At 69.3% G+C, this 15,252-nt stretch carries 12 protein-coding genes and 2 tRNA genes; 12 read left to right on the top strand and 2 right to left on the bottom strand.

Going from position 1 to position 15,252, the window contains the following annotated elements:
* The 6 genes from AC1DHD_RS06405 to AC1DHD_RS06430 all read left to right on the top strand — a co-directional run.
* A partial coding sequence (locus AC1DHD_RS06405; protein WP_476878914.1) for a CBS domain-containing protein occupies window positions 1-243 on the top strand: 243 nt, incomplete at its 5' end.
* A 17-nt stretch (window positions 244-260) separates the two neighbouring features.
* A complete protein-coding gene (locus tag AC1DHD_RS06410) occupies window positions 261-1,448 on the top strand; it encodes a cystathionine gamma-synthase (protein ID WP_476878915.1) in 1,188 nt (395 codons plus the stop codon).
* A gap of 6 nt (window positions 1,449-1,454) precedes the next feature.
* Complete coding sequence (locus AC1DHD_RS06415) at window positions 1,455-2,744, top strand: glycosyltransferase 87 family protein (RefSeq protein WP_476878916.1); 1,290 nt, start codon at window positions 1,455-1,457, stop codon at window positions 2,742-2,744.
* 54 nt (window positions 2,745-2,798) lie between these two features.
* A complete protein-coding gene (locus tag AC1DHD_RS06420) occupies window positions 2,799-3,314 on the top strand; it encodes a winged helix-turn-helix transcriptional regulator (RefSeq protein WP_476878917.1) in 516 nt (171 codons plus the stop codon).
* Window positions 3,311-4,675, top strand: coding sequence for an MFS transporter (locus AC1DHD_RS06425; RefSeq protein ID WP_476878918.1), 1,365 nt, complete (start codon window positions 3,311-3,313; stop codon window positions 4,673-4,675). The genes AC1DHD_RS06420 and AC1DHD_RS06425 overlap by 4 nt, the downstream gene beginning before the upstream one ends.
* A gap of 20 nt (window positions 4,676-4,695) precedes the next feature.
* Complete coding sequence (locus tag AC1DHD_RS06430; protein WP_476878919.1) at window positions 4,696-5,505, top strand: SDR family oxidoreductase; 810 nt, start codon at window positions 4,696-4,698, stop codon at window positions 5,503-5,505.
* 26 nt (window positions 5,506-5,531) lie between these two features.
* On the opposite strand, the gene AC1DHD_RS06435 is transcribed toward AC1DHD_RS06430, so the two are convergent.
* Window positions 5,532-6,719 carry an acyl-CoA dehydrogenase family protein gene (locus AC1DHD_RS06435; RefSeq protein WP_476878920.1) on the bottom strand — a complete coding sequence of 396 codons (1,188 nt, stop codon included), beginning with the start codon at window positions 6,717-6,719 and terminating at the stop codon, window positions 5,532-5,534.
* Between the two features lie 108 nt (window positions 6,720-6,827).
* Here AC1DHD_RS06435 and AC1DHD_RS06440 point away from each other — a divergent pair, with 108 nt between their 5' ends.
* From AC1DHD_RS06440 to AC1DHD_RS06465, 6 genes are all read left to right on the top strand, one after another.
* A complete protein-coding gene (locus tag AC1DHD_RS06440) occupies window positions 6,828-7,475 on the top strand; it encodes an MOSC domain-containing protein (protein WP_476878921.1) in 648 nt (215 codons plus the stop codon).
* Between the two features lie 394 nt (window positions 7,476-7,869).
* The gene (locus tag AC1DHD_RS06445; RefSeq protein ID WP_476878922.1) at window positions 7,870-9,882 is read left to right on the top strand and encodes a DEAD/DEAH box helicase; all 2,013 of its coding nucleotides are present in this window, start codon (window positions 7,870-7,872) and stop codon (window positions 9,880-9,882) included.
* Window positions 9,883-10,150: 268 nt separating this feature from the next.
* Window positions 10,151-10,222: transfer RNA gene (locus AC1DHD_RS06450), tRNA-Thr, on the top strand.
* Window positions 10,223-10,284: 62 nt separating this feature from the next.
* Window positions 10,285-10,358, top strand: a tRNA-OTHER gene (locus tag AC1DHD_RS06455).
* An 85-nt stretch (window positions 10,359-10,443) separates the two neighbouring features.
* Complete coding sequence (locus AC1DHD_RS06460; protein ID WP_476878923.1) at window positions 10,444-11,103, top strand: SDR family oxidoreductase; 660 nt, start codon at window positions 10,444-10,446, stop codon at window positions 11,101-11,103.
* Between the two features lie 101 nt (window positions 11,104-11,204).
* Window positions 11,205-12,776: a Na+/H+ antiporter gene (locus tag AC1DHD_RS06465; RefSeq protein ID WP_476878924.1), complete on the top strand. Its 1,572-nt coding sequence runs from the start codon at window positions 11,205-11,207 to the stop codon at window positions 12,774-12,776.
* 30 nt (window positions 12,777-12,806) lie between these two features.
* Here the strand turns inward: AC1DHD_RS06465 and AC1DHD_RS06470 are convergent.
* Window positions 12,807-15,252 (bottom strand): LGFP repeat-containing protein (locus tag AC1DHD_RS06470; RefSeq protein ID WP_476878925.1); only part of this gene is annotated, 2,446 nt, incomplete at its 5' end.

Here is a 15,252-nt window from a genome sequence, read left to right on the forward strand (position 1 = left end):
GGCGAGGTTCTCGGTGCCGTGGACGAACGCACCCTGACCGCCAAGCTCTTCCGCGGCGAGGCGAACCTCACCGACAAGATCTCCGAGCACATGGAGGCCCGCCTGCCGGTCATCGGTTCGCTCGAATCGATCTCCGCAGCCCGCGAGCTCCTCTCCGACACCGACACCCTTATGGTGACGTTCGTCGGCGCCCCGGTGGGGATCCTGACCCGCCACGACCTCCTCGCCTACCTCAGCAACTGACAAGTTCAAGGAGTCCCATGTCCCAGCCAGAAAGCTCTTCCACGACCAGCGCCGGCTTCAACACCCGCGCCGTGCACGCCGGCCAGGCCTTCGAACCGCGCACCGGCGCCGTGGTGCCCCCGGTGCACTTCTCCTCCACCTACGCCCAGGACGGAATCGGCGGCCTCCGCGCCGGCTACGAATACGGCCGCGGCACCAACCCCACCCGTGACGCGCTGCAAGAGCAGCTCGCCGCGCTGGAAGGCGGCACCGCCGCGTTCTCCTTCGGCTCGGGCCTGGCCGCGGAGGATTCGATGATCCGCGCCCTCACCCGTCCCGGCGACCACATTGTGCTTGGGAACGACGCCTACGGCGGCACGTACCGGCTGATCAGCAGGGTCCTGGGCGAGTGGGGGATCGGCAACACCCCGGTGGACATGTCCGACCTCGACGCCGTCGCCAAGGCCGTCGCCGCCAACAAGACCCGCCTCGTGTGGGTCGAGACGCCGTCGAACCCGATGATGAAAATCACCGACATCGAGGCGCTCGCCAAGGTGGCGCACGACGCCGGTGCCCTCCTCGTGGTGGACAACACCTTCGCCTCGCCGTACCTGCAGAACCCGCTGGCCCTCGGCGCCGATATCGTGGTGCACTCCACCACCAAGTACATCGGCGGGCACTCCGACGTCGTCGGCGGCGCGATCATCGTCAATGACGCGGAGCTGGCCGAGAAGATCGGCTTCGTGCAGTTCGCCGTCGGTGCCGTCTCCGGCCCGATGGACGCTTTCCTCACCACCCGCGGGCTCAAGACCCTCGGTGTGCGTATGGACCGGCACAGCGACAACGCGCAGGCCGTGGCCGAGTGGCTGCTGGAGCGCCCCGAAGTGGAGGCCGTCCTGTACCCGGGCCTGCCCTCCCACCCGGGCCACGAGCTGGCCAAGAAGCAGATGAAGAAGTTCGGCGGCATGATCTCCGTGCAGTTCAAGGGCGGCGAAGCAGCGGCACGCACCGTGGCCGAGTCCACGTCCGTGTTCACCCTGGCCGAATCCCTCGGCGGCATCGAGTCCCTGATGAACTACCCCTCCGAGATGACGCACGCCTCGGTCAAGGGCACCGAACTTGCCGTCCCGGAGAACCTGATCCGGCTCTCCTGCGGCATCGAGGACGTCGAGGACCTGATCGCGGACCTCGAGCAGGCGTTCGCGCGCATTCAGACGGGCAGCTAGCCTCCGGTGACCGTCACGTCCAGGGCAGCCGGCTCCACCACCCGCGGCTGGATTGCGACGGCGGCCGGAGCGGCCGCCGTCGTCGCCGCCCTGGTGGTGCTGTACTCGGCGTATATCCCGCTGATGAACGACTTCGAGGTCTACTTCTACGGCGGGAACCGTGTGCTGCAGACCGGCGAGGCGGGCGTCAACGAGCTCTACGCCCCCCGGGACGGGCTCCCGTTCACGTACCCGCCGTTCGCGGCGCTGATCTTCGCCGCCATGGCCGCCCTGGGCCAGGGCACCGGCAGCCTGATCTTCATTTCGACAGCGCTGCTCGGCGCCGGTGTCGTGTCCGCCTGGCTCACCCGGCACTACTTCGGGCTGGGAGGCTGGCGGACCGCGGTCGCGGACTGGCGCTTCCGGGCCGTCGCCCTGGCCGGCACCGCCGCGATCCTGCTGCTGGGGCCGTGGCGGGACACGTTCGACTTCGGCCAGATCAACATCATCCTGATGGGCCTGATCCTGGCCGACTTCGCGCTGTACGGAAAATCCCGGGCCGGGGAAGTCCGCTGGCCGGCGGGCCTGCTGATCGGCATCGCGGCCGGCATCAAGCTGACGCCGCTCGCATTCGGCCTCTACTTCCTGGTGCGGCGCGACTTCAAGGCCCTCGGCTGGATGGCCGCCGGCTTCTTCGGCTCCATCGGCCTCGCGTGGGCCCTCCTGCCCGCGGCCTCGGTGACGTTCTGGACCAAGATCCTGCCGGATACCGGACGGATCGGCGGTCCCGGGTACGTGGACAACCTCTCGGTCAAGGGCCTGCTGCTGCACCTGGGACTGCCGGATTCGACCCTGACCTCGATGATCTGGCTGGTGCTGGCCCTGGCGCTGGCCGCCGTGGCCGCGCTGGTGATCAAGTGGGCTGTCGACGCGGACGAAAACTTCGTTGCGGTGTCCGCCACCGCCCTGCTGATGCTCCTGATCAGCCCCGTGTCCTGGTCGCACCACTGGGTCTGGATGGCCGTGGCGCTGCCGTGCATGGGCTTCGCGATCCACCGGGTTCCCTCCCGCAACGGCCGGATGCGGCTGGCCGGCTGGATCATCGTGGCCGCGTCCGCCGTCGCGTTCTACCTCACGCCGAAGTACCTGGCCGTGCTGGCCGGGGCGCACGAGTGGGGCAAGGACCCGGTCACCCAGTGGCAGCTCACGCTCGCCAGCCTGGGCGTGGTGTGCGGGACGGCGATGCTGGCCTACTGGGCCCTGGCCTACCGGCCGTCCCGCGCCGCGCTGCGGGCGGACGGGCTCCCGGCGGCCTAGCCAACTCGGCGCGAGGTATAGCTTTCTTGAAGAAAGTCAGCTACGGTTCTCGGCATGGCACTTCGATCCGACTGGTCCGGGCGCACCTGCAGCATGGCCCGGGGCCTCGACATCCTCGGCGACCCGTGGGGCATGCTGGTCCTGCGCGAAATCTTCTTCGGCAACGGCCGCTTCGAGGCCATCAAGGCACGGCTCGGGGCGGCTGACTCGGTCCTCACCCGGCGGCTTGCAGCACTGGTCGACGCCGGCCTGCTCACCCGCAGCCCCTACGACGACGGCGGCCGGCAACGCCAAGAGTACGTGCTGACCGCCAAGGGTGAGGACGCCCTCCCGGTGCTGAACGCCGTCGTGATCTGGGCCGAGAAGCACCTGCCCGCGCCGTCGGACCAGGCCCACATGTACGTGGTGCACCGCGGCTGCGGCCAGCGCACCACCTCTGCCGACACCTGCACGGCCTGCGGCGAACGGCTCACCGCAGACAACACCAGCTGGCACAGCCTCACCCGGACCGCCGCGCCGGTACCCCTCGCCACCGCACCGGCGGCCGGCACGGACGGATCCGCGGCATGAGCGCACAGCAGACCACCCCCCGACATCCGGCCCGGCGCCGCCTGCATCCGGCCTGGATGGTCGCCGCCGTCGCCTTCCTGGCGCTGGTGGGCGCCGCGGGGTTCCGGGCCGCCCCGGGCGTGCTGATGGTGCCGCTGCAGACCGAGTTCGGCTGGTCCACCACTGTCCTCTCTGCTGCTGTCAGCATCAATCTGGTGCTGTTCGGACTGACGGCCCCGTTCGCCGCAGCCTTGATGGAGCGCTTCGGCATCCGCGCGGTCACTGCCGTGGCGCTGGTGCTGATCGGGGCAGGGAGTGCCTTGACCGTGCTGGTCAACCAGTCCTGGCAGATCCTGCTGACCTGGGGGCTGCTGATCGGGCTCGGCACAGGGTCCATGGCCCTGGTCTTCGCCGCCACCATCGCCAACACCTGGTTCGTCAAAAGCCGCGGCCTGGTCATCGGCATCCTCACCGCGGGTAGCGCCGCGGGACAGCTGGTCTTCCTCCCCTTTATCGCTGCCCTCGCCCAGAGCCCGGGCTGGCGGCAGGCCTCCCTGCTGATCGCCGCAGGCGCCCTGGCCGTGGTGCCGCTGGTGCTGAAGTTCCTGAAAAACTCACCGGCCGACGTCGGCGCGCAGCCCTACGGCGCTGCACCGGTTGCCGATGACGCCGCCGGCGGGACAGCCGACACCGGGACAGACACCGGCGCCGCCGCCGAGACAGCCGCCACGGCTTCCGGGGAGCCCAGCCGGAACGCCGCCGTCCGTGCGCTGCAGGTCCTCAAGCGCGCCAGCAAGGTGCGGACCTTCTGGGCGCTGGTGGCAGGCTTCGCCATCTGCGGCGCCACCACAAACGGCCTGATCGGCACCCACTTCATCCCCTCGGCGCACGACCACGGGATGCCCGAAACCACGGCCGCCGGCCTGCTCGCCGTCGTCGGAATCTTCGACATCATCGGCACCATCGCCTCGGGCTGGCTGACCGACCGCTTCAATCCGCGGATCCTGCTCGCCGTCTACTACCAGTTCCGCGGGATCGGGCTGCTGGTGCTGCCGCTCCTGCTCAGCGCCGAGGTGCAGCCCAGCATGATCGTCTTTGTGGTCATCTACGGCCTGGACTGGGTGGCCACCGTGCCGCCGACGGCCGCCATCTGCCGGCAGGTGTTCGGCGCGGACGGCAGCGTGGTGTTCGGCTGGGTCTTCGCCGCGCACCAGCTCGGCGCGGCCGCGGCGGCGCTGGCCGCCGGTGCCGTCCGCGACGCGACAGGACAGTACACCTACGCATGGTTCGCCGCCGCGGCCATGTGCACCATCGCCGCCGTCATCAGCGCAACCATCCGCAAGGACGCCGGAAAGAAGGCCGCGGTTCCGGTCCCGGCCTAGGCCGACGCTAGGCTGGGGCCATGGTTTCCGCTGAGCCCCTGCCCGAGAACCCGGACACACCCGGTGCCGCCACCCAGCCCGGGCAGCGCAAGACGGCGCTGGTGACCGGCGTCGGACGGCTCGCCGGCATCGGTGCCGGCATCGCGCGGGGGCTCGCCGCCGACGGCTGGGACCTGGTGCTGACGTATTGGCAGGAGTACGACGCACGGATGCCCTGGGGGATCCGCCCGGACGATGTCGAACGCCTCACGGCCGAGCTGCAGGCCATCGGGGCGGCGGTAGTGGCCGTACCCGCCGACTTCGAGGATCCGGAAGCCGTGGACCGGCTGATGGCCGCCGCCGCGGACGAAGCCGGCGTCCTGCAGGGCCTTGTGCTCAGCCACGCGGAGTCCGTGGACTCGGGCATCCTGGACACGAGCCTGGAGAGCTTTGAGCGGCATTTCGCCGTCAACACCCGCGCCAGCTGGCAGCTGATCGCGGCCTTTGCCCGGCAGGCGCCGGCGGACGGTGGCGCGATCGTGGCCCTGACCAGCGACCACACCGCGTTCAACCTGCCCTATGGCGCGTCCAAGGGTGCCCTGGACCGGATTGTCATCGCTGCGGGCCGGGAGCTTGGCCCGCGGGGGATCAGCGCCAATGTGCTCAACCCGGGGCCGGTGGACACCGGGTGGATGGACGCTGAAACGCGCGAAGACCTGGCCCGGCGGCAGCCCGGCGGCCGGCTGGGAACCCCCGCCGACGTGGCCGGGACCGTCGCGTTTCTGCTCTCACCCGAGGGCCGCTGGGTGTCCGGCCAGCTGGTCAAGGCCGACGGCGGCTTCTCCGCCTGAGTTTCCCGCGGCGTACCAACTCCGGCTCAACGGAAGGCGGCGAGCCCGGTGATGTGCTGGCCGAGGACCAGGGTGTGGACCTCGTCGGTGCCTTCGTAGGTGCGCACCGACTCAAGGTTGGCGGCATGCCGGAGYGGCGAGTAGTCCAGGGTGATGCCGTTGCCGCCGAGGACGGTGCGGGCTTCGCGGGCAATCGCGATCGCCTCGCGCACGTTGTTCAGCTTCCCGAGCGAGATCTGCTCCGGCCGCAGTTTCCCGGCGTCCTTGAGCCGGCCCAGCTGCAGCGCAAGCAGCATGCCCTTCTGGATTTCCAGCAGCATGTTCACCAGTTTTTCCTGTGTGAGCTGGTAGCCGGCCAACGGTTTGCCGAACTGCAGCCGGTCCTGCGCGTACTGGAGCGCCGCCTCATACGAGTCCCGGGCCGCGCCCATCGCGCCCCAGGCGATTCCGTACCGCGCCTCGTTGAGGCAACTGAACGGCCCGCGCAGCCCGCGCGCGGCAGGAAGCTGCGCCTCGGGCCCCAGCCGGACGCCGTCGAACGCCACATCGCACTGGATCGAGGCACGCATGGACAGCTTCTGCCCGATCGGCGTGGCCGTGACCCCGGGGGTGCCGGCGGGTACGAGGAAGCCGCGCACGCCGTCGTCGGTCATGGCCCAGACCACCAGGACATCGGCCACGGAGGCGAGTCCGATCCAACGCTTGGCGCCGTCCAGGATCCAGCCGGCGTTCTCGCCGGTGCCGTCCCGGCGGGCGAAGGTCTGCATGGCGGCGGGGTCTGAGCCGGCCGTCGGTTCGGTGAGGGCGAAGCAGCCGATCRSTTCGCCSGCGGCCATCCGGGGSAGCCACTGGGTTTTCTGTTCCTCCGAGCCCCACAGATGGATGGCGGTCATGGCGAGGGACCCCTGCACCGAGACGAAGGTGCGGATCCCGGAGTCGCCGGCCTCGAGCTCCATCGCGGCCAGCCCGTATTCGACGGCGGAGCGGCCCGGGCAGCCGTAGCCCTCCAGCTGCATGCCGAGCACACCGAGCTCGCCCAGTTCCGCAGCCAGCTCGAGCGGGAAGACCCCGTCCTCGTACCAGCGCGCGATGCCGGGCCGGATCCGCTGCCGGGTGAAATCGCGGACCTTTTCGCGCACGTCCAGCTCCGCGGCGCTCAGGAGGGAATCTATTGCCAGGACATCGGACACGTCTGTTGCTCCACCACTGCTCATGGGAGCATCCTACGTTCCGCGGCCGCTGGCTCCCGCGCCGCAACGGCGCCGCATGCGCCCCGGAAACGGCCTCCAGCCCGTCAACCGCTGCGGGCCTACACTGGTGCCATGGACACCGCTACCGTTCTCGCCGTCTGCCGGGTGCACCAGCTGCTCAGTGACGAGGGCCGGCTGGGCGTGACCGCCATCGACAAGCGTCCCGTGGAGGGGCCCGTCAAGGTCCACCGGCTGGGCCTGCGCGGGGACGTCCAGGCGGACCGGATGGACCACGGCGGTGAGGACCAGGCGCTCTACGCGTACGCCCAGGCCGACGCCGACTACTGGGCCGCGGAGCTCGGCCGTGACGTCCCGCCCGGCTACTTCGGCGAGAACCTCCGGGTCGCCGGCATCGACGCCACCAACGCGGTGATCGGCGAACGCTGGAAGATCGGCCTGGACCTCGAGGTCGAGGTCACCTCACCCCGCCGGCCGTGCAGCACGTTCCAGCGGCGGGTGGACGAACCCCACTGGGTCAAGCGGTTCACCGAGGCAGGCCGGGTGGGCACCTACCTGCGGGTGGTCCGCACCGGATCCGTCCAGGCCGGGGACCACATCCACCGGCTGTACGTCCCGGCCCACGGGGTAACGATCGGCAAATGGTTCACCGACCCCACCGTCCAGGACATGGAAGCGCTGCGCGACGCCGACGCCGACGGCCTGATCCGCCTGCAGCCGGAGTACCAGCAGGAATTCGCCAAGGTCCAGGCGCGCGGCTAGCCCTGCGGCACGGGCCGGTGTGCGCAAGCTCACCGCCGCCGTCGGGCCTCCCGGTTGGCACCTATGCCGCCGCATGCCCTACACTTGAAACATCCCCCACTCCGGAAATCCCTTATTCCTGCCCAATTTTTGAGGCAGGACTGGTAAGTGTTGGGGCCCGCTACTGTGATGCGGGCATTTTCATAGGGAGAGCCGGCTAAAGAAAACGCTGTACAGACTGCTGGGATAGCAGCCAAGAGTTGCAGCGGGAAGTCCTGCCATGGGATTGCGAAAGCGCCGGACTTCTATGTGACTGGCCGGTCAACGTTTGCCCGGCGCCTACTGTCACGCGTACTGCGGCTCCGCTCACCTCGGGTTGTGCCGCCTGGCCCCTATGGATGAGGAAGATTCCCCTATGCCCGAAAATCAGGACCACTCCGTCGACACCGAGAACACCCCGGCCGACGTCGAGATGACCGAACCGGCTGCTGCAGCCGACCAGCCCGCCACGAACGACGACGACGAGGGCGGCATCCGCTTCGTCGACCTCGGCATCGATGCCCGCATCCTCGCAGCCCTGCAGGATGTCGGCTACGAGAAGCCCTCGCCGATCCAGGCCGCCACCATTCCGCTGCTCCTTGAGGGCCGCGACGTTGTGGGCCTCGCCCAGACCGGTACCGGCAAGACTGCAGCATTCGCAGTGCCGGCACTGTCCCGCCTGGCCGAACTCCACGACCTGAACGGCCCGTCCCGCAAGACCCAGGCCCTGGTCCTGGCCCCGACCCGCGAGCTCGCGCTCCAGGTCGCCGAGGCGTTCACCTCGTACGCCAAGCACATTGACGACTTCACCGTCCTGCCCGTCTACGGCGGTTCCGCCTACGGCCCGCAGCTGGCCGGCCTGCGCCGCGGCGCCCAGGTGGTTGTCGGTACCCCGGGTCGCGTCATCGACCACATCGCCAAGGGTTCCCTGGACCTGTCCGAACTCCAGTACCTCGTGCTGGATGAGGCCGACGAAATGCTGCGCATGGGCTTCGCCGACGACGTGGAGCAGATCTTCCAGCAGACCCCCGAGGGCCGCCAGGTTGCCCTGTTCTCCGCCACGATGCCGAGCCAGATCCGCCGGATGTCCAAGCAGTACCTGAACAACCCGGCCGAGGTGCAGGTCAAGTCCAAGACCACCACCGGCGCCAACACCCGCCAGCGCTACCTGCAGGTCATGGGCCCGCACAAGCTCGACGCCATGACCCGGATCCTCGAGGTCGAAGAGTTCGACGGCGTCATCGCCTTCGTGCGCACCAAGATGGCCACCGAGGACCTCGCCGACAAGCTCCGTGCCCGCGGCTTCCAGGCTGCCGCCATCAACGGCGACATCCCGCAGCAGCAGCGCGAGCGGACCGTTGACGCGCTCAAGGAAGGCCGGATCGACATCCTGGTCGCCACCGACGTCGCCGCCCGCGGCCTCGACGTCGAGCGCATCAGCCACGTCATTAACTACGACATCCCGCACGACACCGAGTCCTACGTGCACCGCATCGGCCGCACCGGCCGTGCAGGCCGCTCCGGCGACGCGATCCYCTTTATGACGCCGCGGGAAAAGTACCTGCTGCGTTCCATCGAGAAGGCCACCCGCCAGCCGGTGGAGCAGATGCACCTGCCCACCGCCGAGACGGTCAACACCCTGCGCCTGGGCAAGTTCGCGGAGAAGATCACCGAGACCCTCGCCTCCGAGGACGTCTCGGCGTTCCGTGACCTGATCGCGTCCTACGAGGAAGAGCACAACGTCCCCGCAGCCGAGATCGCCGCCGCGCTGGCCGTGATGGCACAGGGCGGCCAGCCGCTCCTGGTCAAGGAACTGCCCGCTGCTCCGGAATTCCAGAAGCGTGAGCGCTCCAAGGACGGCTTCGGCTCCCGCGGCCCGACCCGCGCCCTGACCGAGGGCAACGCCACCTACCGGATCGCCGTCGGACGCCGCCAGCGCGTGATGCCGGGCTCCATCGTCGGCGCCATCGCCAACGAGGGCGGCATCTCCTCGGCCCAGATCGGCGGCATCGACATCCGCTCGGACCACTCGCTCGTGGAGCTCCCCGCGGACCTGAGCCCCGAGCAGCTGCGCGCCCTGTCCCGCACCCGGATCGGCGGCGAGCTGATCCACCTCGAGCTGGACAACGGCCGTAAGCCCTCCGGCGACCGCGGCGCCTACCAGGGCAACCGTGGTGGGGACCGGGGCGAGCGTGGCGGTTACTCCGGCAGCAGCGGAAACTTCAAGGGCAACGGCGGTTTCAAGCGCGAGTTCCGCAAGAACGACGGCGAGCGTTCCTCCGCAGACCGCGGCGGCCGCTCCTACAGCGACCGCAACGAGCGCAGCGTCGGCACGGACACCCGCAAGCCCCGCCACGAGGGCGGCTTCAAGCCCCGCAACAAGTGGTAACTGCTAAGTCCTAGGCAGTGACAGGACGGGCCGGCTCTTTATGAGCCGGCCCGTCCTGCGTTAAAACCGTTTTGCCGCCGTCCGGACCCCTGGGCAGGCCGGCACGTCGGCTTCGTCACATCCGCGGGCGCGAACCCCTCCGAGGGGGCTCCTGCGCCTGCCGCGGGACCCCGCAGATCCACGGAACGGCGCGGATTTTGCCGTCGCGGGCGGGGGAGGGCGCCCGATTTGTTGGGAGCCGAATCTTCCGGTAGAGTATTTACTCGTTGCCCCCCTAGCTCAGTGGTAGAGCGCGTTCTTGGTAAGAACGAGGTCACCGGATCGATTCCGGTGGGGGGCTCTGAATGAGGGCCTGCGTCAAGGCGGTTTTTGACCGGCTTGACGCAGGTTTTTCTCATTCGTGGCGGCGTAGCTCAGTTGGTTAGAGCGCACGACTYATAATCGTGAGGTCGGGAGATCGAGCCTCCCCGCCGCTACAGAATGGCCCCGCAGGCCCCGCCTGCGGGGTCCTTTTGTTTTAACCCGGATGCGGGGACGGTGCGCGTGGGACAGAATGGGACGATGAGGCGAATCGCAATCATCGGCGGCCACGGAAAAGTGGCTTTGGAACTGTCCGGCATTCTCTCCAAGGACGGGGCGGCGGTCACCTCCGTCATCCGCAACCCGGACCATCGCGACGACGTCGCCGCCACCGGCGCCACCCCGCTGGTGCTGGACGTGGAAAAGTCGACGACGGCGGAGATCGCCGCCGCCGTGAAGGACCACGACGCCGTCGTATGGTCCGCCGGTGCCGGCGGCGGCAGCCCGGAACGCACYTAYGCCGTGGACCGKGACGCGGCCATCCGSTCSATSGACGCCGCGGCACAGGCCGGTGTSCGGCGCTACGTKATGGTTTCCTACCTCGGGGCCGGSCCGGAYCAYGGCGTYCCRGCGGACAACAGCTTCCACGCCYACGCCGAGGCCAAGGCCGCCGCGGACACCTACCTGCGCGGCAGCGGCCTGGACTGGACCATCCTTGGCCCCGGATCCMTCACCGACGGCCCCGGCAACGGACTCCTGGACGTCAACCCGGCAGACACCTCGGACGGCACCGGCACGTCGCGCTCGAACGTGGCACTCGTCGCCGCCGCGGTACTGGGCCTGCCGGAGACCGCCGGCCGGACCATCGAGTTCCGCGACGGGACGCTGCCGCTGGCCGCAGCCCTCGACACCGGGAAGTAGGCGCCACCGGGGCTCCCGGTGGGGCCCAAGTAGGGTAGTGGGGGCGGCCGGCGCGTCGATGACCGGGTCCCGGCCGCCGTAACCCCGGGGAAAGAGTGCACATGGACCAGTTGGCCCTGATCATCGGACTGCTTCTCGCCACAGTGGTGGCGGTGGGCCTCGGCGACCGGCTCCGCCTGCCCTACCCGGTCCTGATGCTGATCCTCGCGGCGTCGCTGACCTTCATCCCGGGCTTCCCGGAAGTCAACATCCCGGCGGAACTGATCCTGCCCATCTTCCTGCCGCCGCTGCTGTTCGCGACCGCCCAGCGCAGTTCCTGGGCCGTGTTCAGGGTCCGTTGGCGGACGCTCCTGATGCTGGCCGTGGCCCTGGTGGTGGTGTCCACCGCCGTTGTGGCCGGCGCGGCGTGGCTGATGATCCCGGGGATCGGCATCCCGGCGGCCATCGCCCTCGGAGCGATGGTGGCGCCTCCCGATCCGGTGGCTGTGGATTCCATCGCCGGCCGGGTGCACATGCCGCGCCGGCTGATCACCGTCCTGCAGAGCGAGGGCCTGTTCAACGACGCCGCCGCCATCGTCATCTTCCAGGCCGCGGTGGCGGCGTCCGTGTCCGGCACCCGGGTGGGTCCCGGCGTGGTCCTGCAGTTCGCCGTCGGCGCAGCCCTCGCGGTCGGTGTGGGCATCGGGATGGGCTGGCTGACCCGGCTTATTACCCGGCTGGTGAGTTCCATGGTGGCCCGCAGCGCCGTGACACTCGTGGTCCCGTTTGCCGCCTACATCCTCGCCGAAGAGGTGCACGCCTCCGGGGTGATCGCCGTCGTCGTCACAGCCCTGGAAATCCAGCGGCACTCCAAACCGCAGGAGGCTGCCGAGCGGGTCACCCGCACCGCCTTCTGGGATGTGGTGGAGCTGCTCGCGACCGGCCTGGCCTTCGGGCTGGTGGGCCTGGAGATCCGGCAGGTCATCCACGATGAAGGCACCGCCGTCATCGGGATGGCCGGCACCGCAGCCGTGGTCTGCGTGCTGGTGTTTGCCGTGCGCTTCGGCTGGCTGGCCATGATGTCCGGCCTGGCCCGGTCCAGGAAGAACACCCTGCGTCCCACCTCGGCCAAGGAAGTGCTGATCCTGACGTGGTGCGGGATGCGCGGGCTGGCCACCCTGGCGCTGGCCCTGGCCCTCCCGGCCACCCTGGCCGACGGGACGGCGTTCCCGGCCCGCAGCGAGCTGCTGGTGATCGCCTGCGCGGTGCTGCTCACCACGCTCGTGCTGCCCGGGCTGACTCTGCCGTGGCTGATGCGCGTCCTGAAAGCCTCCGAAGACGGCTCGGTGGAGCGCGATGCGGCCCGGTTGCTGGCCGCCCGGGCGCAGCAGGCCGCCGTCGCGGCACTCAAGGACAACGAGCTCATGAAAGAGCTGCCGCCGGAAAAGGTGGCCCTGGTCAAGGCACGGATGACCCGGCTGCACGCCGAACTGCTGGACGGCAGCCTGCGGAACGAAAGCGTCGATGAGAAGCGCAAACGCGGCCGGGAGCTTGCCATCGCCGTGCAGACCATCGCCCTGGACGCGGCGCGTCAGGAAGTGGTGGCCGCCAGGAATGAGCCCGACATGGACCCCGAGGTTGCCGACCGGGTGCTGCGGCAGCTGGACCTGCGCACCATGATCATGCCGGAGTAGCGGCCGGGCGATTGAGGTCCGGGCGGCCGGCTACTTGCGGACCACCCGCACGCCGGTGGAGCTGTAGATCATCGAGCCGCCCTGGAACTGGACCGTCCGGTAGCCGTTGTAGGCGACGGCAGCACCGAGCGGGTAGCCCATCCCGCCAGCCTGCCAGCCGGCCACGCGCCACGCCTCGCGGTAGGGCTCGCCCACCATGTTGGCGCCCGTCGCGGCGGTGTAATAGCTGATGCCCGTCTGGAAGGGCTGGTAGCAGCCGCCGCCGTAGAGGCCGCACTGCTGCGGGCCCGTCGGGTAGCCGACGCCTTTCTGCCATCCTGCGGCGCGCCAGGACTCGAAGTAGCTGCTGGTCACGGCGTAGGCGCCCGTGGCCGGGGTGTAGTAGACGTTGGCCTTGGCGAAGGGCTGGTAGCAGCCGCCGCCATAGAGCCCACAGGACGGTGCGCCGATGGGATAGCCGATGCCGGACTGCTGCCCCGCGGCCGCCCAGGCGTTCGTGTAGACGCCGCTGAYGGCGTGGGCGCCGGTGGCCGGGGTGTAGTAGACAGTGCCCTTCTGGAAGGACTGGGAGCAGGCGCCGCCGGCCAGTCCGCAGATGGGCTCGCCGGTCGCATACYCGATGGCAGGCTGCCAGCCGGCTTCACGCCACGCGTTCCAGTAGACGCCGGTGACGGCGTGGGCCCCCGAGGCCGCGGAGTAGTAAATGTTGCCCTTTTGGAAGGGCTGGAAGCAGCCGCCGCCGTAGAGCCCGCAGGACGGTGCGCCGGTGGGGTAGCCGATGCCGGGCTGCTGCCCCGCGGCGGTCCACGCGGTCGCGTAGACACCGTTCACCGCGTACGCGCCGGTCGCAGCCACGTAGTAGACGGTTCCCTTCTGGAAGGCCTGGGAGCAGGCGCCGCCGGCCAGCCCGCAGGTCGGGTCGCCGGTGGGGTAGCCGATCCCGGGCTGCCAGCCGGCGTCGCGCCAGGCGGTCCAGTAGGAGCCGGTGACGGCGTGGGCGCCGGACGCGGTGGAGTAGTAGATGTTGCCCTTCTGGAAGGGCTGGAAGCAGCCGCCGCCATAGAGCCCGCAGGACGGTGCGCCGGTGGGGTAGCCGATGCCCGGCTGCCAGCCGGCGGCCCGCCAGGCGTTCCAGTACACACCGGTCACGGCCTGCGCGCCGGACGCGGCGGAGTAATAGATGTTGCCCTTCTGGAAGGGCTGGTAGCAGCCGCCGCCGTACAGCCCACAGCTCTCGCCGCCGGTGGGGTAGCCAATGCCCTGCTGCCAGCCGGCGTCCCGCCAACCGGACATGTACGCCGTCTTGACCGCGTAGGTGCCCACGCCCGGGGTGCTGTAGACAATGCCGCGCTGGAACGACTGGTAGCAGGTGGTGGTAGCTGCCGCACCGTAGGGGCAGGTGACGTTGCTGGTGCTGTAGCCGAGGACGGGCTCGCCGCCGGCCTGCAGCCACGCGTCCCGGAACGCTCCGCTGACGGCGTTGGCGGCTGTGACGGTGACGCTGGCGGAGGTGCTGGAGATCGAGTTGATTTTGACCCGCGTGCCCGCGTGGGTGGTGAAAGTCTCCCCGGCCTGCCAGGCCTGGCGGGGGTTGTAGTATCCGGCAAAGGCCCGTGTGTCCGGCGGGAGCAGCAGCGAGTAGGCCCCCATTTGCTGGACGACCTTGACGCCGCTGTTCAGGTTCACGGCTTTGGCGGTGTCGTAGCCGACCGGCAGCCGCAACTCCAGGAAGTAGACCTCGCCGCTGACCGGGTCGGTGAACTTGATGGCGCGTCGTGCGGCCGTTCCGGCCCATGCCGTCAGGGTGTAGTTCTTCACGTCCTTGGCGACGCCTGTGTCAACGATTTCGTCGCCGCGGCCGAAACCGCCATAGGCCCACAGGGTGGAGCTGATGGTGGGCTGGGAGGTCTGGGAGACGCCCATGAGGTCCAGGCTGTCACCGTATTCACGGATGGTGCAGGAGGAGTCGGCGAAGGTCCCGTCAGAGTTGGTGGCAACATCCTGGACGCCGCTGCCGCACTGCAGGCTCTGGGCATGATTTAGTCCCAGCACGTGTCCGAATTCGTGGGTCAGCACGCTGTTGGTCAGGGACGCCGGGAGCGGCATAATGACGCGGCCGCTCGTGCCGCTGTAGCTCCAGCCGGCACCGTAGGCTCCGTCGGAAAGCGTAGGCGTGGAAACGAAGACCACCAGGGCGGTGTAGGGGTTGGGCGTCCACTTGAGCTCCGTGGCAATGGTGTTCATCATGTCCGGGTAACGCTGGGTCGAGGTGGCCTTGCTGGTCTTGCTCTCGACCGACGCGACCGACATCGACAGCCGGTTGTTGGACATGGTCTTCCAGTAATTGCTGGTGGTGGTGATGGCGGCCCGGGCAGAGGACTCCGGGATGGTGGCCTTCTTGTCGGCCAGCTGGACCATAACCAGGCGGATCTTGATGTCGCCGGACCGGGCCAGCGAGTAGGACTCCGTGCTCAGC

It is taken from the genome of Arthrobacter sp. 05L45_2, assembly GCF_056397525.1.